The 19,987-nt window shown below is 70.0% G+C and carries 17 protein-coding genes; 10 read left to right on the top strand and 7 right to left on the bottom strand.

Going from position 1 to position 19,987, the window contains the following annotated elements; genetic code table 11:
• Window positions 1-73: 73 nt before the first annotated feature.
• From ABZT02_RS08410 to ABZT02_RS08400, 3 genes are all read right to left on the bottom strand, one after another.
• Window positions 74-910 carry an ATP-binding cassette domain-containing protein gene (locus tag ABZT02_RS08410; RefSeq protein ID WP_351990456.1) on the bottom strand — a complete coding sequence of 279 codons (837 nt, stop codon included), beginning with the start codon at window positions 908-910 and terminating at the stop codon, window positions 74-76.
• Window positions 907-1,920: an ABC transporter permease gene (locus tag ABZT02_RS08405; protein WP_356015502.1), complete on the bottom strand. Its 1,014-nt coding sequence runs from the start codon at window positions 1,918-1,920 to the stop codon at window positions 907-909. The genes ABZT02_RS08410 and ABZT02_RS08405 overlap by 4 nt, the downstream gene beginning before the upstream one ends.
• Window positions 1,921-2,051: 131 nt before the next feature.
• Complete coding sequence (locus ABZT02_RS08400; protein ID WP_356015500.1) at window positions 2,052-3,068, bottom strand: sugar ABC transporter substrate-binding protein; 1,017 nt, start codon at window positions 3,066-3,068, stop codon at window positions 2,052-2,054.
• 215 nt (window positions 3,069-3,283) lie between these two features.
• On the opposite strand from ABZT02_RS08400, the gene ABZT02_RS08395 reads away from it, so the two are divergent.
• The 3 genes from ABZT02_RS08395 (at window position 3,284) to ABZT02_RS08385 (ending at window position 7,310) form a co-directional block, all read left to right on the top strand.
• Entirely contained in the window at window positions 3,284-4,246 is a 963-nt protein-coding gene (locus tag ABZT02_RS08395; RefSeq protein ID WP_356015498.1) for a carbohydrate kinase, read from the top strand.
• 193 nt (window positions 4,247-4,439) lie between these two features.
• The gene (locus ABZT02_RS08390) at window positions 4,440-7,001 is read left to right on the top strand and encodes a GH32 C-terminal domain-containing protein (RefSeq protein ID WP_356015496.1); all 2,562 of its coding nucleotides are present in this window, start codon (window positions 4,440-4,442) and stop codon (window positions 6,999-7,001) included.
• Window positions 7,002-7,016: 15 nt separating this feature from the next.
• A complete protein-coding gene (locus ABZT02_RS08385; protein ID WP_356015494.1) occupies window positions 7,017-7,310 on the top strand; it encodes a putative quinol monooxygenase in 294 nt (97 codons plus the stop codon).
• A gap of 31 nt (window positions 7,311-7,341) precedes the next feature.
• Here the strand turns inward: ABZT02_RS08385 and ABZT02_RS08380 are convergent, their stop codons facing one another.
• Entirely contained in the window at window positions 7,342-8,892 is a 1,551-nt protein-coding gene (locus ABZT02_RS08380) for an ROK family transcriptional regulator (RefSeq protein ID WP_356015491.1), read from the bottom strand.
• Between the two features lie 160 nt (window positions 8,893-9,052).
• Here ABZT02_RS08380 and ABZT02_RS08375 point away from each other — a divergent pair, with 160 nt between their 5' ends.
• Genes ABZT02_RS08375 through ABZT02_RS08360 form a run of 4 tightly spaced genes read left to right on the top strand, consistent with a single transcriptional unit; the run spans window position 9,053 to window position 13,611 of the window.
• Entirely contained in the window at window positions 9,053-10,369 is a 1,317-nt protein-coding gene (locus ABZT02_RS08375; protein ID WP_356015489.1) for a sugar ABC transporter substrate-binding protein, read from the top strand.
• Between the two features lie 5 nt (window positions 10,370-10,374).
• Entirely contained in the window at window positions 10,375-11,367 is a 993-nt protein-coding gene (locus ABZT02_RS08370; RefSeq protein WP_356015487.1) for a sugar ABC transporter permease, read from the top strand.
• A 25-nt stretch (window positions 11,368-11,392) separates the two neighbouring features.
• Window positions 11,393-12,232: a carbohydrate ABC transporter permease gene (locus ABZT02_RS08365; protein ID WP_356015559.1), complete on the top strand. Its 840-nt coding sequence runs from the start codon at window positions 11,393-11,395 to the stop codon at window positions 12,230-12,232.
• A 20-nt stretch (window positions 12,233-12,252) separates the two neighbouring features.
• Window positions 12,253-13,611, top strand: a complete 1,359-nt coding sequence (locus ABZT02_RS08360; RefSeq protein ID WP_356015485.1) for a GH1 family beta-glucosidase — start codon at window positions 12,253-12,255, stop codon at window positions 13,609-13,611.
• A 75-nt stretch (window positions 13,612-13,686) separates the two neighbouring features.
• On the opposite strand, the gene ABZT02_RS08355 is transcribed toward ABZT02_RS08360, so the two are convergent.
• The 3 genes from ABZT02_RS08355 to ABZT02_RS08345 form a co-directional block, all read right to left on the bottom strand.
• Window positions 13,687-14,910: a hypothetical protein gene (locus ABZT02_RS08355; RefSeq protein ID WP_356015483.1), complete on the bottom strand. Its 1,224-nt coding sequence runs from the start codon at window positions 14,908-14,910 to the stop codon at window positions 13,687-13,689.
• The gene (locus tag ABZT02_RS08350; RefSeq protein WP_356015481.1) at window positions 14,792-15,421 is read right to left on the bottom strand and encodes a hypothetical protein; all 630 of its coding nucleotides are present in this window, start codon (window positions 15,419-15,421) and stop codon (window positions 14,792-14,794) included. The genes ABZT02_RS08355 and ABZT02_RS08350 overlap by 119 nt, the downstream gene beginning before the upstream one ends.
• A gap of 93 nt (window positions 15,422-15,514) precedes the next feature.
• On the bottom strand, window positions 15,515-16,162 hold the full coding sequence (locus tag ABZT02_RS08345) for a hypothetical protein (RefSeq protein ID WP_356015479.1): 648 nt from the start codon (window positions 16,160-16,162) through the stop codon (window positions 15,515-15,517).
• A 302-nt stretch (window positions 16,163-16,464) separates the two neighbouring features.
• Between ABZT02_RS08345 and hemL the strand changes: the two genes are divergently transcribed.
• The 3 genes from hemL (at window position 16,465) to ABZT02_RS08330 (ending at window position 19,943) form a co-directional block, all read left to right on the top strand.
• Entirely contained in the window at window positions 16,465-17,784 is a 1,320-nt protein-coding gene (gene hemL / locus ABZT02_RS08340) for a glutamate-1-semialdehyde 2,1-aminomutase (RefSeq protein ID WP_356015476.1), read from the top strand.
• Window positions 17,781-18,470 (top strand): histidine phosphatase family protein, encoded by a 690-nt coding sequence (locus ABZT02_RS08335; protein ID WP_356015474.1) that lies wholly within the window; start codon window positions 17,781-17,783, stop codon window positions 18,468-18,470. The genes hemL and ABZT02_RS08335 overlap by 4 nt, the downstream gene beginning before the upstream one ends.
• Before the next feature lie 189 nt (window positions 18,471-18,659).
• Window positions 18,660-19,943, top strand: coding sequence for a hypothetical protein (locus ABZT02_RS08330; protein WP_356015472.1), 1,284 nt, complete (start codon window positions 18,660-18,662; stop codon window positions 19,941-19,943).
• The last annotated feature ends 44 nt before the right edge of the window (window positions 19,944-19,987 follow it).

The following is a 19,987-nucleotide window of genomic DNA, read 5'->3' as shown; positions in this document are numbered from 1 at the left end:
GGAAACCGTCTCCTGTGCTCGTCGGTTCCGGCCGCGGCCTCGGCCGGATGCCGTCGAGTGTCGAGTGCTGTGGTCAGGTGGCCTGGACGCCCGCGGCCTTCGCGGCCTCGGAATCCGCTACGACAGTACCTCCGGCCTCGTCCACGGTGAGCGCGCCGGTCATGATGGCGACGACCTCCGCCATGGAGTAGTCGGAGGGCTTGATCAGGGCGGCCCGCCGGCCCAGCCGGTGGACGTGGATGCGGTCCGCTATCTCGAAGACGTGCGGCATGTTGTGGCTGATCAGGACGACCGGCATGCCCTTGTCCCGGACCCGGCGGATGAGGTCGAGGACCTGTCCGGACTCCTTGACGCCGAGCGCGGCGGTGGGTTCGTCCATGACGACGACACTGCGGGCCCAGGCGACGGAACGGGCCACCGCCACGGCCTGCCGCTGCCCCCCGGAGAGGGTCTCGACCGACTGGGTCAGCGACCGCAGTCCGATCTTCAGGTCGGCCATGTGCTCGGCGGCCTCCTGGCGCATGCGCTTCTTGTCGAGCATGCGGAAGACACTGCCGAGGACACCGGGCCTGCGCAGCTCGCGCCCGAGGAACACGTTCGAGGCGATGTCCATCGACGCGGCCACGGCCAGGTCCTGATAGACCGTCTCGATGCCGTGGGCGCGGGCGCTTTGCGGACCGGAGAACTGGATGGGTTCGCCGTTGAGGCGTATCTCGCCCGCGTCGGGCGTCACCGCGCCGGTGAGGGCCTTGATGAGGCTGGTCTTTCCGGCGCCGTTGTCGCCGATGACGGCGAGCACCTCGCCGGGCAGCAGATCGAAGTCGGCGCCGTCGATGGCGGTGACCTGGCCGTAGCGCTTGACGAGACCGCGGGCCTGAAGGACGGGGGTGGGGGAGGCGATGGCGGTCATCGGGCCTTCTTCCGGGACATCTGGTCGACGGTCACCGCGAGGATGACCAGGACTCCGGTGATCAGGGTCTGGTAGATCGAGGCGACGCCCATCAGCTGGAGCCCGTTGCGGAAGACCCCGACGATGAGGACGCCGATGAAGGTGCCGAGGACCGAGCCGCGGCCGCCGAAGAGGCTGGTGCCGCCGAGGACCACGGCGGTGATGCTGTCGAGGTTGTCGGTCTGTCCGGCCTGCGGGTCACCGACTCCGGTGCGGGAGATCAGGAGCAGGGCGGCGACGCCGTAGAGGAGACCGGCGACGGTGTAGACGCCGATGGTCAGCCGGGAGGTGCGGATGCCGTTCAGCCGCGCGGCCTCCTGGCTGTTGCCCAGGGCGTAGACGTGCCGGCCCCAGCCGGTGCTGCTCAGCGCGTAGGCGAGCAGCAGGAACAGGCCGATGGTGACGAGGGAGCCGTAGGTGATGTCGGTGTGGCCCATCGGGAAGGTCTGCCCGAGGGCGGTGAGCGGGCCGGGCAGGTTGGTGACCGTCTGCTCCTCGGAGTAGATGTGGGTCAGCGCGAACGCCACGTTGAGCATGCCGAGGGTGACGATGAACGGCGGCAGCGGGATCTTCTGCACCAACAGCCCGTTCACCAGGCCGAATCCACCGCAGACGACCAGTCCCAGCGCGATGGCGACCAGCGGCGGCAGCGAGCCCTCGGCGGCCATCTTGGCGATCACGATGCTGCCGAACGCCATCACCGCGCCGCATGACAGGTCGATGCCCGCGGTGAGGATGATCAGGGTCTGGCCGATGGCGAGAGTGCCCACGACCATGACCTGCTGCACGATCAGCGAGAAGTTCCCGCCGGTCAGGAACTGGTCGGTCGAGACGGCGAAGAAGACACAGGCGAGCAGAAGGGCGACCAGCGGGCCGGTGGTCGGCGCCGTGAGCAGTCTGCGGGCCGCGGTCGGCGCTTTGAGTTCGGCGTACGGCGAGGAGGTGCTCGGAGGCGTGGACGTGGCGGTCATGCGAATCCTTGTCGGAAGACAGAAGTCCTGGTGGGAGGACAAGGGGGGCGGCCGTCCCCGGATCGGGGAGGAGCGGGGCCGGCCGCCCCGCTCGGGGCAGAGGCGTTGTCGTACGGTCCCTGGGGCCGGACTCAGCCCCAGCAGTTCTCCAGGCCGAAGGCGGTGTCCTTGGACGTGACGCCCGTCTGGGCCTTGTCGGTGATCAGGGTGACGCCGGTGTCGGTGTAACCGGACGCCTTCTTGCCGTCCTTGGCGTACGTCACGACCGCGTTGACGCCCTCGGCGGCCATCTTCAGCGGGTACTGCTGCGAAGTGGCCGCGATCTTCCCGTCCTTGACGGCCTGGGTGCCGGTGCAGCCGCCGTCGACGGAGACGATCAGCACGTCCTTCTCCCGGCCCTTGGCCTTCAGCGCGGTGTACGCGCCCAGGGCGGCCGGCTCGTTGATGGTGTAGACGAGGTTGATGCCGGGTTCCTTCTGGAGGCAGTTCTCCATCGCCGTCTGGCCCTTGGCCTGGTCGCCGCCGGTGTCCTGGGCGCACGCCACGTCCTTCTCGGTGGCGCCGAAGCCCTTGAGGAACCCGTTGTGCCGCTGGACGCCGACGGAGACGCCGGGCGCGAGGTCGAGGGCGGCTATCTTCGCCGTCTTGCCCTTCATGGCGGCCTTGGCGTACTCGCCGATCAGCTCGCCGGCCTTGAGGTTGTCGGTGGCGAAGAGGGCGTCCACCGCGCTCTCCGGCTCGGTCGGCGTGTCCAGGGCGATGACCAGCACGCCCTTGGCCTTGGCCTTCGCGATCGCGGGCACGATCGCCTTGGAGTCGCTCGGGGTGATCAGGATGCCCTTCACGCCGGCGGCGACCATGTTCTCGATGGCGGTGACCTGGCCGGCGTTGTCCCCGTCGAACTTGCCCGCCGCGGTCATGAGCTGGGCGCCGTTCTCCTTGGCGGCCTTCTCCGCGCCCTCCTTCATCTTCACGAAGAACGGGTTGGTGTCGGTCTTGGTGATCAGTCCGACCTTCACCGTGCCCGACCCCGAGCTCGTGGAGCTTGATCCCGAGCCGGAACCGCAGGCCGTCAGGGCGAGGGCCGCGACCGAGGTGCACGCGGCGACTCTGAGCAGGGAGGAAGACAGTCGAGGGGTGCGAGACATGAACGACTCCAGCGGGATTGCGGGCGAGCGGCGGCATCGGAGCATGCCGTCCCTAGGTGTCATCGTTGACTTATGTCATCGTTGACACTGCCGAGGATGATGACCCCGTCTCCCGGCAACGTCAATGCCCCGCGCCTGTCACAAGTCCGCAACGGCGACCGCGGCCGCCCGTTCCGTGCCCGTTTCCGGCGCACGTTCGCAGAGAAGAGCAGCTCATGAGCGCACGTCAGATCACGGTTCTCGGAGAGTGTGTCGCGGACGCGTTCGTCGACCCCGCGAGCAGCCCGGGCGAGCTCGCCCTCAGGGTCCTGCCGGGCGGCGGACCTGCGAACACGGCGGTGTCCCTGGCCCGTCTCGGCACCCCGGCCCGTTTCCTCGCGCGTCTGTCCGGCGATGTGTTCGGCCGCCTGTTCCGCGACCGCCTGGAGGCCTCGGGGGTGGACCTGTCGGCCGCCGTCGCGGCCCCGGAGCCCAGCACGCTGGCCGTGGCCGAGCTGGACGACCGGGGCCAGGCCGCGTTCTCCTTCCACGCGCAGAACACGGCCGACTGGCAGTGGTCGGCCCAGGAGCTGGAGCGGGTGGACCTGTCCGGAACCACCTGTGTGCACACCGGGTCTTTGGCCCTGGTCCGGGAGCCCGGCGGGGCGGTGGTGGAGGAGTTCCTGGCGGCGGCCGCACCCCGCGCGACCATCAGCATCGACCCCAACGTCCGGCCGCTGCTCGTCCGTCCCGAGGTCTACCGGGCGCGGCTGGCCCGCTGGTGCGCTCTCGCCGACGTGCTCCGGCTGAGCGAGGACGACCTCGGGCTCCTGCTGCCGGACACGGCACCCGAGCAGGCGTGCGACCTCTGGCATGCCGCGGGAGCCCGGCTCGTCGTGATCACCCGCGGCGGCGAGGGCGTCCTGGCCTCCCTCGACGGCGAACGGCTCCAGGTGCCCGCGGTGGTGACGGAGGTGGTCGACACGGTCGGGGCCGGCGACTCGTTCACCGCGGGTCTGCTGCACCACCTGGAGGCCCGCGGCCTGCTCGGCGGCCGGCTCACCGGCCTGCGGCTCGACGAGGTCGCCGAGGCGTGCGCCTTCGCCACCCGGGTCGCGGCGCTGACCTGCTCGGTCGCCGGCCCCAACCCGCCATGGCGGGGGGAGCTGGAGGAGTTCGCGGCGGTCGGCGGCGCGTGACGGACGGCCGAGCTCCACGGGAACGATCGCACCGCTCCACGGGAACGATCGCACCGGAACCGTTGACGAGCCGTGCGGATTGCGTTCATCATCGGGCCTCGGTGTCAACGATGACATGAGTCAACGATGACACCCATGACCGGTGCCCCGGAGGACGGCGCCGGTCCCAGGGCGTCATCAGCACAGGAGACCCATGACTTCCGGACGTGTATCCCGGCATGCCCGCACCCGGATGATCGCCGCGGCGGCGACCGTCTGCGCCCTGTCCGCGACCCCGCTCGCGCCGCGGGCCGTCGCCGCCGACACCCCGCCGTACACCGAGACCTACCGGCCCCAGTTCCACTACACACCGCAGAAGAACTGGATGAACGACCCCAACGGCCTCGTGTACTACCAGGGCGAATACCACCTCTTCTACCAGTACAACCCGAACGGCGACTCCTGGGGAGACATGTCCTGGGGGCACGCGGTGAGCAAGGACCTCGTGCACTGGAAGGAGCTGCCGCTCGCCCTGTCGCACGACGACAAGGAGATGGTGTTCTCCGGCAGCGCGGTCGTCGACAAGGACAACACCACCGGGTTCGGCACGAAGAAGAACCCGCCCATGGTGGCGATCTACACCAGCCTCGACAAGAGCACGGGCACGCAGGCCCAGTCGCTCGCCTACAGTACCGACCGCGGCCGCACCTGGACCAAGTACCGGGGCAACCCGGTCATCGACATCGGCTCGAAGGACTTCCGCGACCCGAAGGTGCAGTGGTACGCGCCCACCAGGAGCTGGCTGATGTCGGTGTCGCTGTCCGCCGAGCACAAGGTGCGGTTCTACTCGTCCAAGAACCTCAAGGACTGGGACCTGCTCAGCGAGTTCGGGCCGGCGGGCGCGACCGGCGGGGTGTGGGAGTGCCCCGACCTGTTCCCCCTCGCGGTCGACGGGGACCGGAAGAAGATCAAGTGGGTCCTCGTCGTCAACATCAACCCCGGTGGAATCACCGGCGGTTCGGGTGCCCAGTACTTCGTGGGCGACTTCGACGGCGAGAAGTTCACCGCCGACGACAAGGGCAGCTACACCCCGCCCGCCGGCACCGTCGTCCAGGACTTCGAGGGCACCGGCTTCGACACCTGGACGACCACCGGGACGGCGTTCGGGCAGGCACCGGCGACCGGCGCGCTGGACGGACAGGGCGCGGTCACGGGCTACGACGGCAAGGGCTTCGCGAACAGCTTCCACAGCGGTGACTCCGCCACCGGCACCCTCACCTCCCAGCCCTTCACGGTCGGCAGCCGCTACCTGAACTTCAAGGTCGGCGGCGGCAAGCACCCGCACCAGGACGGCACCGTGCTCGAACGCGGAGCCCCGCCCCAGGGGACCGTCCTCGCCGACTTCGAGGGCGGCACCTACGGCGACTGGACGACCACCGGCGACGCCTTCGGCACCGCACCGGCCACCGGCACCCTGCCCGACCAGCAGGAGGTCACCGGCTGGCTGGGCGACGGCCTGGTCAACAGCTATCGCAACGGCGACTCCACGACCGGCACCCTCACCTCGCCCGAGTTCACCCTCGACAAGGACTACGTCGACTTCCTCGTCGGCGGCGGCAACCACCCGGCCGGCTCGGACCACCCGACCGCGGTGGAACTCCTCGTCGACGGCCAGGTCGTGCGCAGCGCCACCGGAAGCGACGCCGAGGCGCTGAACTGGGCCTCCTGGGACGTGCGCGAGCTCGCCGGCAAGAAGGCGCGCATCAGGATCGTCGACGACAACACCGGCGGCTGGGGTCACCTCAACGTCGACCACATCGTGCTCTCCGACACCCGGGCCCGGCCCGTCTCCCGGGAGACCTCCGTCAACCTGCTCGTCGACGGCCAGGTCGTGCGCAGCGCCACCGGCTCCGACAGCGAGACCCTGGACTGGGCGTCCTTCGACCTGCGGCCCTACGCGGGCAAGCGGGCACAGATCCAGATCGTCGACAACAACACCGGCGGCTGGGGCCACATCATGGCCGACCGGTTCACCACCGCGGCCGCTCCCGCCAAGTCCGTCGTGCAGCGCGCCGACTGGGCCGACTACGGCAAGGACTACTACGCGGCCGTGTCCTGGGAGAACGTCCCGGGCGACGAGCGGTACATGATCGGCTGGATGAACGACTGGGAGTACGGCGGCTCCGTCCCGACCTCGCCCTGGCGTGGCGCGCAGAGCGTCCCGCGCCGGATGGCCCTGCGTACCGTGGACGGCCGTGCCCGACTGACCAGCGAGCCGGTGACGGGCCTCGCGTCCCTGCGCGAGGGAGGCGCGGCGACGGCATCCGGCGTCACCGTCACCAGCACCTCGCAGCCGCTGATCGGCCCGAAGGCGCGGGGCAGGGCCCTCGACATCGAGGCCACCTTCTCCCTCCGGGACGCCGAACGCTTCGGCCTCAAGGTGCGCACCGGTGCCGGGGGAGAGGAGACGGTCATCGGCTACGACACCACGACCGAGGAGCTGTACGTCGACCGCACCCGCTCCGGCGCCTCGGACTTCAGCAGCGCCTTCCCTGGCGTCCAGCGGGCACCGCTCAAGGCCGTCAACGGCAAGGTCAAGCTGCGGATCCTCGTCGACCGGTCCTCCGTCGAGGTCTTCGGCGGCAGCGGCGAGGCCGTGATCACCGACCAGATCTTCCCCGACCCCGACAGCAAGGGCGTGCGGGTCTTCGCCGAGAACGGCTCGGTGAAACTGGACCGGGCCCGGGTCTGGCACCTCGGCTCCTACCGCGACTGACAAGGACACCCCACCGTGAAGAAGACCCTGCTCGCCGAGTTCACCGCCCGTGAGGGAGCGCAGGACGAGGTCGCCCGCATGATCGTGGAGTACGCCGACAAGGTGCGTGAGGAGGAGGGCAACCTCGCCTTCGACGTCTACACCAAGGCAGCGCACCCCCGCGCCTTCTGGATCTTCGAGGTCTACCGGGACGAGGACGCCTTCCAGGCGCACCTGAACGCCCCCTACGGCGGCCCGTTCAACGCCGCGCTCACCCCGCTGATCGAGGAGGACGCCTCCGTCCTGACCTTCCTCGACCCGGTGGCCTGACCGGCACGTCACCGGCCGCGTCCCGGCCGGGTCAGCCGCCGTTCGCGCCCTCGTGATCCCGCCGGCGCGCGGCGGGCCGCCCGCCCCGGGCGAAGAAGTCGGCGAGGGTCAGGCTCGCCGCGCCGACCGTGACCGCGTCGGGGCCGAGCTTGCCGAGGTCGATGGTGACGCGTTCGGCGGGGTGGCGCAGGGAGTACGCGTCGGCGTACCGGCGTACGGCGGGCAGGAAGCGGGGGCCGAGCTGGAGGCCCGCCCAGCCGCCGATGAGGATGCGTTCGGGCTGGAAGAGGTTGACCAGATCGGACAGCCCGGCGCCGACGTACTCGGCGGTCTCCTCCAGGACGGCGAGAGCGACCGGGTCGGCCTCGGGGGGCTGGACGGGGTGCGGTGTGGCGCCCTTGCCCGGGTCGGGCTGTGCGCCCTCGCCCGGGCGGGGCTTCACGCCCTGGTCCGGGTGGGCCGCGGTGCCCTCGCCCGAATGGGCCGCGGGCTCCCGGGCCGGGCGGGCCTCGGCGTCCTCGCGCGGATGGGCCTCGGTGCCCTGGCCCGGGTCGGCCGCGGTCCCCTCGCTCAGACCGTCCCCGGCACCCTCGCCCGAGGCGCCCCCCGCACCCTCGCCCGAGGCGCCCCCCGCACCCCCGCCCGAGCCGCCCCCCGCACCCCCGTCCAAGCCGGCCGCCGCCAGCAGCGCGGCCAGCGCGGTTTCCTCGTCGGCGTCCTCCGGCGGGTGGCCGCCCGCCTCGCGCCAGCGGTCGATGAGCGCCCCCGCTCCCGCGTACGCCTCCAGACAGCCCAGCGCCCCGCAGCGGCAGCGGCGTCCCCTGACCTGCACGGTCACATGTCCCCACTCCAGGGCGCGGCCGTACTCCACCCCCTCGGTGACGAGACAGGCGCCGATGCCGGAGCCGAAGAGGACGACGACCGCGTTGCGGGAGCCCCGGCCGGCGCCGAACCACAGTTCGGCCTGGCCGAGGGTGCGGGCGCCGTTGTCGATGAAGTACGGGACGGAGGCGGGGAGTTCACAGGTCGAACGCAGCAGGGATTCCAGCGGGACGGCGTTCCAGCCCATCGTCTGACCGTGGACCACCGCGCCCTGCTCGGGAGTGTGGGCCACGATGCCGGGGACGCCGATGCCGACGCCCAGGAGCTGTTCGGGGGTGATGTCCGCGTCGGCGAGGACCTCGGCGATGCCGTCGCGGATGTGACCGACGACGACCTCGACGTCGTAGCCGTGATGCGCCAGGGGCCGTTCGGTGCGGGCGAGTTCGGTGAGGGTGAGGTCGAAGAGCTCGACGCGGACGCGGGTCTCGCCCACGTCGACGCCGATCATGTGGCCGCCGGCGGGGGCGACGCGCAGCAGCGTGCGGGGGCGGCCGCCGTCGGACTCGACGGTGCCGGCCTCCTCGACCAGGCCGTCCTCGACCAGTTCCGCGACCACGTTGCTGATGGAGCCGCCGCTCAGACCGGTGGCCGGCGCCAGCTCGAAGCGGCTCATGGGCCCGTCGAAATACAACCGTTGCAGTACGGCGGCCCGGTTGCCCCGTCGCAGGTCACGCACCGTACGCCCGTTCCGCACCGCCATGTGGACCCCTTCCGATGCCGCCTCGACCTGCAAGATACCGCTGCGCCGACTCTTGACGCGACTTTCCTTCGCGTCTTAAATCACGCCATAAATTAACTCCGGGGTGGTGTTCGAGAAGCGAACGCACCCGGAGGTCTCCCCTGGAAGGGACACCAGAGCCATGCGCAGAACCCGAGCCGCGGCCGCCGGTGCGGTCACCGTTTCCCTCATGACTCTCGTGACCGCCTGCGGCGGCGGCTCGTCGACGAGCGGCGGGTCCAACGACTCGCCGAAGACCCTGACCTACTGGGCCTCCAACCAGGGTGCCAGCATCGAGGTCGACAAGAAGGTCCTCCAGCCCGAGCTCGACAAGTTCGAGAAGCAGACCGGCATCAAGGTCAAGGTGGAGGTCGTGCCCTGGTCCGACCTGCTCAACCGGATCCTCACCGCGACCACCTCAGGGCAGGGCCCCGACGTCCTCAACATCGGCAACACCTGGAGCGCCTCCCTCCAGGCCACCGGCGCCCTGCTGCCCTGGAACGCGAAGAACTTCGCCGCGATCGGCGGCCGGGACCGCTTCGTCGACTCCGCGCTCGGCTCCACGGGCGCCGAGGGCCAGGACCCGGCCGCGGTCCCGCTCTACTCGATGTCCTACGCCCTCTACTACAACAAGGAGATCTTCGCCGACGCCGGCATCACCAAGCCCCCGGCCACCTGGGACGAACTGGTCGCCGACGGCAAGAAGATCCAGGCCAAGGGCAAGTCGGCGCTCGGCGCGGAGGGCTCGAACCTCTCGGAGAACATCCACCACGTCTTCGTCTTCGCCAAGCAGCACGGCGGCGACTTCTTCACCTCCGACGGCAAGCCCGACTTCACGAACGACAACGTGGTGGCCGCGGTCAAGCAGTACGTCGACCTCATGGCCAAGGACAAGGTCATCCCGACCGGCGACGCCGAGTACGCCCAGAACCAGTCGGTGAGCGACTTCGCCAAGGGCAACCAGGCCATGCTGCTGTGGCAGTCCGCGTCCTCCAACCTCACGTCCCAGGGCATGAGCGAGGACAAGTACGGCATCGCACCCGTGCCCGTGCAGTCGGGCGCCCCGGGCGCCGGCACCCAGGTCAACTCGGCCGTCATGGGCATCAACCTGGCCGTCTTCAAGAACACCGACAACATCGACGGCGCCAAGAAGTTCGTGAAGTTCATGACCGGCGACGCCGAGCAGAAGATCCTCAACACCGCGTACAGCTCCATCCCGCCGGTGAAGACCGTCCAGGAGGACTCCGCCTTCAGCTCGGGCGCCAACGCGGTCCTCAAGAACACCCTCGCCACCAGCGCGGCCGCCCTGCCGCAGGTCGCCGACGAGTCGCAGTTCGAGACGGCCGTAGGGACCGCCGTCAAGGACCTCTTCGCCGACGCGGCCGCCGGACGCGCGGTCACCACCGAGTCGGTGAAGGCCGCGCTGGAGAAGGCCCAGCAGCAGATGCCGACGAAGTGAGCACGATGACCACCACCGCGCCCGCGGAGGCCGCCGCGCACAAGAACCCTTCCGGGGCGGCGCAGCCCGGTCCCCGCCGCCGCCCCGGAAGGCTCCGCCGCATCGGGCTGCCGTATCTGCTCCTGCTGCCGGCCCTGCTCCTCGAACTCCTGGTCCACCTGGTGCCGATGGTCATCGGCATCGTGATGAGCTTCAAGGAACTCACGCAGTTCTACATCCGCGACTGGGGCGCCGCGCCCTGGTCCGGCCTCGACAACTACAAGGTGTCGGTGGACTTCGACGCCCCCGTCGGCGAGGCCCTGCTGCACTCCTTCTTCGTCACCGTGGCCTTCACGCTGCTGTCGGTCGGCCTGTGCTGGCTGATCGGCACGGCGGCGGCGGTCTACCTGCAGGACAATTTCCGCGGCCGGGGCCTGCTGCGCGCCCTGTTCCTCATCCCGTACGCCCTGCCGGTCTACGCGGCCGTCATCACCTGGGTGTTCATGTTCCAGCACGACAACGGCCTGGTGAACCACGTCCTGCACGACCAGCTCCACCTCACCGACAAGCCGTCCTTCTGGCTGATCGGCGACAACAGCTTCTACGCGCTGCTCACGGTGTCCGTGTGGAAGGGCTGGCCGTTCGCCTTCCTCATCGTCATGGCCGGACTCCAGAACATCCCCGGCGAGCTGTACGAGGCGGCGGCCCTGGACGGCGCCGGGATGTGGCAGCAGATCCGCCGCATCACGCTGCCGTCCCTGCGGCCGGTCAACCAGGTGCTGGTGCTGGTCCTGTTCCTGTGGACGTTCAACGACTTCAACACGCCGTTCGTCCTGTTCGGCAGGTCGGCTCCGGAGGCCGCGGACCTGATCTCGGTCCACATCTACCAGGCGTCCTTCGTCACCTGGAACTTCGGCACCGGCTCCGCGATGTCCGTACTCCTGCTGCTGTTCCTGCTCGTGGTGACGGGCGTCTACCTCCTGCTGACGTCCCGAGGAAGGAAGCCGGCCGATGTCTAGCGCCTCCCCGACACCCCGCTCGCCCATGGCACCGCCGCGTTCCTTCTTCTGGTCCCGGCGGATCTTCCTCACCCTGCTCACCGGCTTCGTCCTGCTGCCGGTGTACGTGATGGTCTCCAGCTCCCTGAAGCCGCTCGCCGACGTCACGGGTGAGTTCCACTGGCTGCCCAGCGAGGTGACCATCCGGCCGTACATCGACATCTGGTCCACGATCCCGCTCGCGCGGTACTTCGTGAACTCGCTGATCGTGGCGGGTGCGGCGACCGTCTGCTCGGTGGTGATCGCGGTGTTCGCCGCGTACGCCGTCAGCCGCTACGAGTTCCGCGGCAAGCGCGTCTTCACGGTCACCGTGCTGTCCACGCAGATGTTCCCCGGCATCCTCTTCCTGCTGCCCCTCTTCCTGATCTACGTCAACATCGGCAACGCCACCGGCATCGCCCTGTTCGGCTCGCGCGGCGGGCTGATCCTGACGTATCTGACCTTCTCCCTGCCCTTCTCGATCTGGATGCTGATCGGGTACTTCGACTCGGTGCCGCGCGACCTGGACGAGGCCGCGCTGGTGGACGGCTGCGGGCCGTTCGGGGCGCTCTTCCGGGTCGTCGTGCCCGCCGCGATCCCCGGGATCGTCGCCGTCGCCGTCTACGCCTTCATGACCGCCTGGGGCGAGGTGCTCTTCGCCTCCGTCATGACCAACGACGCCACCCGCACCCTCGCCGTCGGACTCCAGGGCTACTCCACGCTCAACAACGTGTACTGGAACCAGATCATGGCCGCCTCGCTGGTCGTCAGCGTCCCCGTGGTCGCCGGGTTCCTGCTGCTCCAGCGCTACCTCGTCGCCGGGCTGACGGCGGGCGCCGTCAAGTGACCGATCTTGAAAGGACTTTCGTGAGCATCGACCTCGCCGCACTTCCGCACGACTTCCTGTGGGGCACGGCCACGGCGGCCTACCAGATCGAGGGAGCCGTGTCGGAGGACGGCCGCTCGCCGTCGATCTGGGACACCTTCTCGCACACCCCCGGAAAGGTCGCGGGCGGCGACACCGGCGACGTCGCCTGCGACCACTACCACCGCTGGCGCGAGGACATCGACCTCATGCGCCGACTCGGCACCAACGCCTACCGGTTGTCGATCGCCTGGCCGCGCGTGATGCCGGGCGGGGACGGCCCGGTCAACCCCAAGGGCCTCGCCTTCTACGACGAGTTGATCGACTCCCTGCTGGCCGCCGGCATCACCCCGTCCGTCACCCTCTACCACTGGGACCTGCCCCAGGTGCTCCAGGACCGCGGCGGCTGGCCCGCCCGCGACACCGCCGAGCACTTCGCCGCCTACGCCTCGGTGGTGGCCGAACGACTGGGGGACCGGGTCCACCACTGGACCACGCTCAACGAACCCCTGTGCTCGGCCTGGATCGGCCACCTCGAAGGCACGATGGCTCCCGGCCTGACCGACCTCACGGCCGCCGTCCGCGCCTCCTACCACCTGCTCCTCGGCCACGGCCTGGCCACGCAGGCGATCCGCGCCGCGTCCCCGTCCGCCCAGGTCGGCCTCGTCACCAACCTCTCCACTATCCACTCCGCCACCGACCGACCAGAAGACCTCGCCGCCGCCCGCCGCATGGACGGCCACACCAACCGCTGGTGGCTCGACCCGGTCCACGGCCGCGGCTTCCCCGCGGACATGCGGGAGGTCTACGGCGTCGAACTCCCGGAGCGCGACGGCGACCTGTCGGCGATCGCCGCGCCCCTGGACTGGCTCGGCCTCAACTACTACATGCCGATCACCGTCGCCGACGACCCCACCGGGCCCGCCCCAAGGGCCCGTCAGGTCTCCCGCCCCGGCGTCCCCCGCACCGGCATGGACTGGGAGATCGACGCCAACGGCATCGAGACCCTCCTGCTCCGCCTCACGGACGAGTACGGCGCCCGCAAGCTCTACGTCACCGAGAACGGCTCCGCCTACCCCGACGTCGTACGCCCCGACGGAACGGTCGACGACCCGGAACGCCAGCGGTACCTGATCGACCACCTGGCCGCCTGCGCCTCCGCCGCCCGCAAGGGCGCCCCCCTGGCCGGCTACTTCGCCTGGTCCCTGCTGGACAACTTCGAGTGGGCCTACGGCTACGACAAGCGCTTCGGCCTGGTCCACGTCGACTACGAGACGCAGCGGCGGACGATCAAGGGCACGGGGTACCGGTACGCGGACATCATCCGGGCACACGGGGAGAGGGGCCGCAAGGCGGCCTGAGCGCGGACGCGTCCGGCTACGACGCGATCGTCAGCCGGGGGCGAGGTGGACGGCGTGATCTTCCAGCCAAGGTCTCTATGAACCTGCGGGATCAACAGTCAGTGTCCGTAGGACCTTCCGAGCCTCGGCGCGGAAGTGTTCGTCGTCGAGGATGATCCGGTCCTGGAGACCGGCGCCCACGATGCGCCGGTCGCCGTCCGCAAGATTGCGGATCAGGTCGAGCTGAGCGTCGGTGAAGGCGGTCGGGCCGAGCGCGACGCAGGCTTTCAGCACGACCGAGGCGGAGCGCGCGTACGAGCCCGGCCGGGCTGCTGCCAGGACACGGTCGGCCAGGGCGGTCCGGGCCAGCCCGGCGGGTGCGTCGGCCTCGGGACAAACGCTGGTCAGGACGAGTACGAGGACAGGGGCGAGTTCCGGATCGTCAAGCAGGGGCAGGAAGTCGGGGACGAGCGGCTCAGCCGCGGGACCGAGCAGGCGAGCGACTTCGGCGGCGCGTTTCACCGTCTCCTGGCCCCATGCTCGGGACGCCCAGGCGAGGCCCTCCTGAAGGACCGGGAGCACGGCCTGCTCATCCCCGGCCAGCTCCCAGACCAGCGCCGCGGCCCCGAGCGCTGCCCTGATCATCGGCACGGTCTCACGCGACTGCGGCGGTTCCGCCAGCAGTGTGTGCAGCAGCGGAAGCAAGGGACGAGCGGCCTCCCTCAGCGAGGCGGCCGCGGCGACTGTGTGGTCCAAGCCGTTGCCGCGCTTGGACAGCAGCTCGGAGAGTACGGAGATCAGGGGGTCGGCGTCGCCCGTCAGGGAGTGGAGTGCGCTTGCCGCAGCCTGACGCGTGGCCGGTGGTCCCTGCTGGGCTTGGGCTCGTAGCGCCTCGATCACGTGGGCGTCGGCCTGGGGATCGGCCACATCGGCCAGGGCGCGGCTGACCGGGAGCGGATGACGGGGCAGCGCGGCGAGCAGCTCCGGCAGGGCGGCTCTGGCCGGCCTGCCCCAAGCGGCCAGCAGCCCGCACAGATAGACCGGTTCGTTGGTCGCGGCCAGCCCGCCGCCGAAGACCGATCCGCGCTCGCGGGACGGTTCGGCGGCGAGCCGGACGCGTATCGCGTCGAGGAGTTCAGGATCGTAGGGCAGGGGCGTCGGGTCCTCACCGGACGTGTCGTCACGACTCGGCGTCCGGGTCTCACCGGTCGCGAGTCGGTGCGCGCCCTGCAGTGCACGCGGCCGGTCGGCCAGGTGGCGGGCGAGGAGCGAGCGCAGCGGAGCACAGCTCCTCGGCCGCGTCAGGATCCAGGAGCGCACAGGCCGTCAGCACATCCGCGCGCACCGCCGGATCGCTTTCCGCCGCGAAGCGGGCCCGCAGCGCCGCCCGCGCGTCGGGGCCGGCCGCTGACCCGCACTGGGCCACCGCCCACGCCGTGGTCCGCCGCACCTCGCGATCGTCGTCCGCGAGCAGCGGCAGAAGCTGTCCCAGCTGTGCCGCAACGGCGCCGCGGGCCCCGCCGGGCACCGGCAGATCGTGCTCGTCGACGCTCCCGGCGATCACACCGAGCATGCCCACCAAGGCGCTTTGACGCACGCCTTCGGCGACGAGTCCCGCCAGGAACGGCACCGCGGCCGCTGTCGCCGAATAGACCGTGCCCTGGTGGACGATGCTGCTCCACAGCTCCTGCTCCGCCTCCGCGGCCGTCTCCTCCACCGGGGACGCGAGATCCCGCAGCAGCCCGGGGACGTCCTGCGCGGAGCCGTACGCATGGCGAAGCCGTGACCAGTCCGTCTGGTCGAGGTCGGCGAGGAGGAGGCGGAGATCCATAGCGCGGATCATGTCACCCGGTACTGACAACGATCGGCCCACATGACCAGGGCGGGATCGGAAACCCCCGCCCAATACACATGAATTCCCAGGTCAGGGCCACACCAGGCAGTACGGCTGATGCCCCGCCTCATGCAACCGATGCGAGAAGTCCTGCCACTCGTGCAGCAGTTGGTACACGTTGAACGCGTCCCGTGGGCCGCCCCGGTCCGGGACCGTCGACCAGATGAACGCCGCCGCGCCGACCGCTTCCTCGCCTATGCCGCGCAGGGGGTCCACGACCGTCATGGGGAGCTTGACCACCGCGTAGTCGGGGTGGAGGACGACCAGTTCGAGCGGGGGGACCTTGTTGAGGGGCACGCCCTCTATGCCGGTGAGGACCATCGCCGCCATGGTCTCCGGCTTGATCTTGGTGAACATGCCGTTCATGCCGAGCTCGTCGCCGCCGAGTTCCTCGGGGCGCATCGAGATCGGGACGCGGGCCGCGGTCGCGCCGTCGGGCGCGCCGAAGTACTTGTACGTCACCCCCACCCGACCACCATTCCTGCTTCCCGCCCTCAACGGATCGATCCGACGTTCGATACGTCGCTCGTCGCGTTCCGACTCATCCGGGGTGCCCGGGGCACCGCGTCCCTGACGTGTCTCGGCCGCTTCCTCCGCCTCGCGCCGGTGCCTTCCCCGCCGGGCACGTCGAGGACCCAGGTCATCGGTCCCCTCGCCCAGTCCGCCACCGCGATGCATATCTCCACCCGACTGCTTTTCTAGGACGCGCGACCCCCGCCGCGCAACCCGATCATCGTGTCAGTGACCTCCCCCACGGCCGCTCGCCGAAACGTGCGTTGAAACACCTGTCCGCAGGATCTTCGCAGCCCCTGAACAAGCGGCTTCGTGCCGTCGTCTCCGTGAGCTGTGTGTATCTGCATCCAGTTTCGCAGATCGTGGGACGCCGGGGGCTTTCGAGGGCTGGCCTACCCTGAGGTAGTCACCGGCAACGGAGTCGAGAAAGCCGAACAAACCGGAGAAGGTCGGAGTCGTCGCAGGATATGAGTGAATTGCCCTATTCATACGAGGCGCCTGTCTCGCAGGCCCTGTTCGACCGCGCGTCCGCCGTCACGCCCGGCGGCGTGAACTCCCCGGTCCGCGCCTTCCGAGCCGTGGGTGGCACCCCCCGCTTCATGGCGTCCGGCACCGGGCCCTATCTGACGGACGCCGACGGGCGCGAGTACGTCGACCTGGTCTGCTCCTGGGGCCCCATGATCCTCGGGCACGCGCACCCCGAGGTGATCGCCGCCGTCCAGGAGGCGGTGTCGAAGGGCACCTCCTTCGGCACCCCCGGTGAGGGCGAGGTCGCGCTCGCCGAGGAGATCGTCCGGCGGGTCGAGCCCGTCGACCAGGTGCGGCTCGTCTCCAGCGGGACCGAGGCCACCATGTCCGCGATCCGGCTCGCCCGAGGCTTCACGCGCCGCACCAAGGTCATCAAGTTCGCCGGGTGTTACCACGGTCACGTCGACTCGCTGCTCGCCGCGGCGGGCAGCGGTGTGGCCACGTTCGCGCTGCCCGACACCCCGGGCGTCACCGGTGCCCAGGCCGGCGACACGATCGTGCTGCCGTACAACGATCTCGAAGCCGTCCACGAGGCCTTCCACCGGCACCCCGGCGAGATCGCCTGTGTGATCACCGAGGCCTCGCCCGGCAACATGGGCGTCGTGCCGCCCCTGCCCGGGTTCAACCAGGGACTGAAGGACGCCTGCGCGCAGAACGGCGCCCTCTACATCTCCGACGAGGTGATGACCGGCTTCCGGACCAGCCGCAGTGGGTGGTACGGCATCGACGGGGTCAAGCCCGATCTCATGACCTTCGGGAAGGTCATGGGTGGCGGGTTCCCCGCCGCCGCCTTCGGGGGGCGCGCGGACGTCATGGCCCACCTCGCCCCCGCCGGGCCCGTCTACCAGGCCGGCACCCTCTCCGGGAACCCCGTCGCCACCGCCGCCGGCCTCGCCCAGCTGCGGCTGCTGGACGACGCGGCCTACGTCACGGTCGACGCCGTCTCCGAGCAGATCCAGTCGCTGGTCTCCGAGGCGCTCGGCAAGGAAGGCGTCGCGCACACCGTGCAGAACGCCTCCAACATGTTCTCGGTGTTCTTCACCGACCGGCCGGTGCGCAGCTACGAGGACGCCAAGGCGCAGGAGTCCTTCCGGTTCACCGCGTTCTTCCACTCCCTTCTGGAGAACGGCGTCTACCTGCCGCCGTCCTCCTTCGAGTCGTGGTTCGTCTCCACGGCCCACGACGAGCAGGCGGTTCAGCGGATCGCCGACGCCCTTCCGGCGGCGGCCCGAGCGGCGGCGGAGGCCACGGCAGCATGAGCACCCCGACCAACAGCGACATCACCGTCGTCCACCTCATGCGGCACGGCGAGGTCGCCAACCCCGACGGGGTGCTGTACGGCCGTCTCGCGGGCTACCACCTCTCCGAGCTCGGGCGCCAGATGGCCGACCGGGTCGCCGAGCACCTCGCCGCACGGGACGTCACCCACGTCTGCGCCTCCCCGCTGGAGCGGGCGCAGGAGACCGCCACGCCGATCGCCAAGGCGCACGGCCTCGACATCGCGACCGACGAGCGGCTCATCGAGGCCGAGAACGTCTTCCAGGGCAAGACCTTCGGCGTCGGCGACGGGGCGCTGAAGAACCCGGACAACTGGAAGCACCTCGTCAACCCCTTCAAGCCGTCCTGGGGAGAGCCGTACATCGACCAGGTCGTCCGGATGAAAGGCGCGCTGGACGCGGCCAGGGACCGGGCGCGCGGTCACGAGGCCGTGCTGGTCAGCCATCAGCTGCCGATCTGGATCGTGCGGTCGTACGTCGAGAAGCGCCGGCTGTGGCACGACCCGCGCAAGCGGCAGTGCACGCTCGCCTCTCTGACGTCCTTCACGTATCAGGGCGACCGGATCGTGTCCGTGGGGTACAGCGAGCCCGCGATCGATCTCGTGCCGGTTCATCTCCGGGCGGGCGCGCGCCCCGTGAAGGGCAAGAGCAAGGCGTTCGGGGCGTAGCCGGCCCGCGGGGGGCTGCGGGCCCGTTGTGGCTGGTCGCGCCCACGCGGCGGAGCCGCATATTGATACGGACCCGCGCCCCTGTGGGGCGCGGGTCTGTTACCGAATCCGGAAATAGCACCGGAACCTTCCCCGCCGTCGTCTCCTCTGACTGGGTGACCAGCCAAGAACGTGACGAATCGGGGAAGCATGCACTCTCTCACCCGCAGGGGAGCAATAGGTCTGGGTGCGGGCGCCGCTGCGGCCGTGGGGCTCTCGGGGTGTGGAACCCTCACCGGATCGGACGGGTCGGACGGGGTGAAGCACGCCGCGGGCTCCTCGCCGAGCAAGAGCCCGGCGCCCACCGCCCGTCCCATCGGTGACGGCTCCACCTCCTTCACCGGCAAGCAGCCCCACCAGCCCGGCAAGCCGGTGCCGCTGGAGCCCGGCCAGACCCCGCCGCAGTTCGTGATCTTCTCCTGGGACGGCGCCGGCGAGGTCGGCAACGGCCTCTTCCCGCGCTTCCTCGACCTCGCCCGGAAGCACGACGCGCACATGACCTTCTTCCTCTCCGGGCTGTATCTGCTGCCCGAGTCGAAGAAGCGGCTCTACGACCCGCCGAACAACCCCCGCGGCGCCTCCGACATCGGCTACCTCACCGACGAGCACGTCAAGGCGACCCTGACGAACGTCCGCCGGGCCTGGCTCGAGGGGCACGAGATCGGCACCCACTTCAACGGCCACTTCTGCTCGGGCAACGGCACCGTCGGCAACTGGACACCGGCGCAGTGGCGCTCGGAGATCCAGCAGGCGAAAGCTTTCGTCAAGGAGTGGCGCACCAACACCGGCTGGACCGACCTGCCCGCGCTGCCCTTCGACTACGACAAGGAACTCGTCGGCGGCCGCACCCCCTGCCTCCTCGGCCAGGACAACCTGCTGCCCACCGCCCGCGAGCTCGGCTGGCGCTACGACGCCTCCTCGCCCGGCGGCCGCCAGATCTGGCCCGAGAAGAAGAACGGCATCTGGGACCTGCCGCTCCAGGCGGTACCGTTCCCCGGCCGCAGCTTCGAGGTCCTGTCCATGGACTACAACATGCTCGCCAACCAGTCGATCAACTCGACCAACGCGCCCGCCTACCACTACCCGGCCTGGCGTGAGCAGTCCGCCGGTGCCTACATATCCGGCTTCCAGCGGGCCTACGAGACCAACCGCGCCCCCTTCTTCGTCGGCAACCACTTCGAGCACTGGAACGGCGGCATCTACATGGACGCCGTCGAGCAGGCCTTCAAGCACATCGCGCGGGAGAAGGAGAAGGGCGCCGACGTCCGCATGGTCTCCTTCCGGCAGTTCGTCGACTGGATGGACGTACAGAAGCCGGAGGTGCTGGCCAAGCTCCGCACGCTGGACGTCGGCCAGGAGCCGGCGGGCGGCTGGAAGACGTTCCTCAAGGGCGCCTCGACCCCGTCCTCGACAGCCTCCTCGAACGCTGCCTGAAATGCGGGTTTCCGCCCGCAAGGGGGGTGCGCAAGATCCCCGGA

Origin of the sequence: Streptomyces sp. NPDC005402, from assembly GCF_040606575.1 — a bacterium.
In the GTDB taxonomy this organism is placed as follows: Bacteria; Actinomycetota; Actinomycetes; order Streptomycetales; family Streptomycetaceae; genus Streptomyces.
This window is presented reverse-complemented; position numbering and strand designations above follow the sequence as displayed.

Coding starts and splice junctions, on each gene's coding strand:
- ABZT02_RS08330 (WP_356015472.1), top strand. CDS start 18,660: ATGCACTCTCTCACCCGCAGGGGAGCAATAGGTCTGGGTGCGGGCGCC.
- ABZT02_RS08365 (WP_356015559.1), top strand. CDS start 11,393: ATGGCACCGCCGCGTTCCTTCTTCTGGTCCCGGCGGATCTTCCTCACC.
- ABZT02_RS08390 (WP_356015496.1), top strand. CDS start 4,440: ATGACTTCCGGACGTGTATCCCGGCATGCCCGCACCCGGATGATCGCC.
- ABZT02_RS08395 (WP_356015498.1), top strand. CDS start 3,284: ATGAGCGCACGTCAGATCACGGTTCTCGGAGAGTGTGTCGCGGACGCG.
- ABZT02_RS08370 (WP_356015487.1), top strand. CDS start 10,375: ATGACCACCACCGCGCCCGCGGAGGCCGCCGCGCACAAGAACCCTTCC.
- ABZT02_RS08380 (WP_356015491.1), bottom strand. CDS start 8,892: ATGGCGGTGCGGAACGGGCGTACGGTGCGTGACCTGCGACGGGGCAAC.
- ABZT02_RS08410 (WP_351990456.1), bottom strand. CDS start 910: ATGACCGCCATCGCCTCCCCCACCCCCGTCCTTCAGGCCCGCGGTCTC.
- ABZT02_RS08345 (WP_356015479.1), bottom strand. CDS start 16,162: ATGCATCGCGGTGGCGGACTGGGCGAGGGGACCGATGACCTGGGTCCT.
- ABZT02_RS08375 (WP_356015489.1), top strand. CDS start 9,053: ATGCGCAGAACCCGAGCCGCGGCCGCCGGTGCGGTCACCGTTTCCCTC.
- ABZT02_RS08405 (WP_356015502.1), bottom strand. CDS start 1,920: ATGACCGCCACGTCCACGCCTCCGAGCACCTCCTCGCCGTACGCCGAA.
- ABZT02_RS08350 (WP_356015481.1), bottom strand. CDS start 15,421: ATGGATCTCCGCCTCCTCCTCGCCGACCTCGACCAGACGGACTGGTCA.
- ABZT02_RS08400 (WP_356015500.1), bottom strand. CDS start 3,068: ATGTCTCGCACCCCTCGACTGTCTTCCTCCCTGCTCAGAGTCGCCGCG.
- hemL (WP_356015476.1), top strand. CDS start 16,465: ATGAGTGAATTGCCCTATTCATACGAGGCGCCTGTCTCGCAGGCCCTG.
- ABZT02_RS08335 (WP_356015474.1), top strand. CDS start 17,781: ATGAGCACCCCGACCAACAGCGACATCACCGTCGTCCACCTCATGCGG.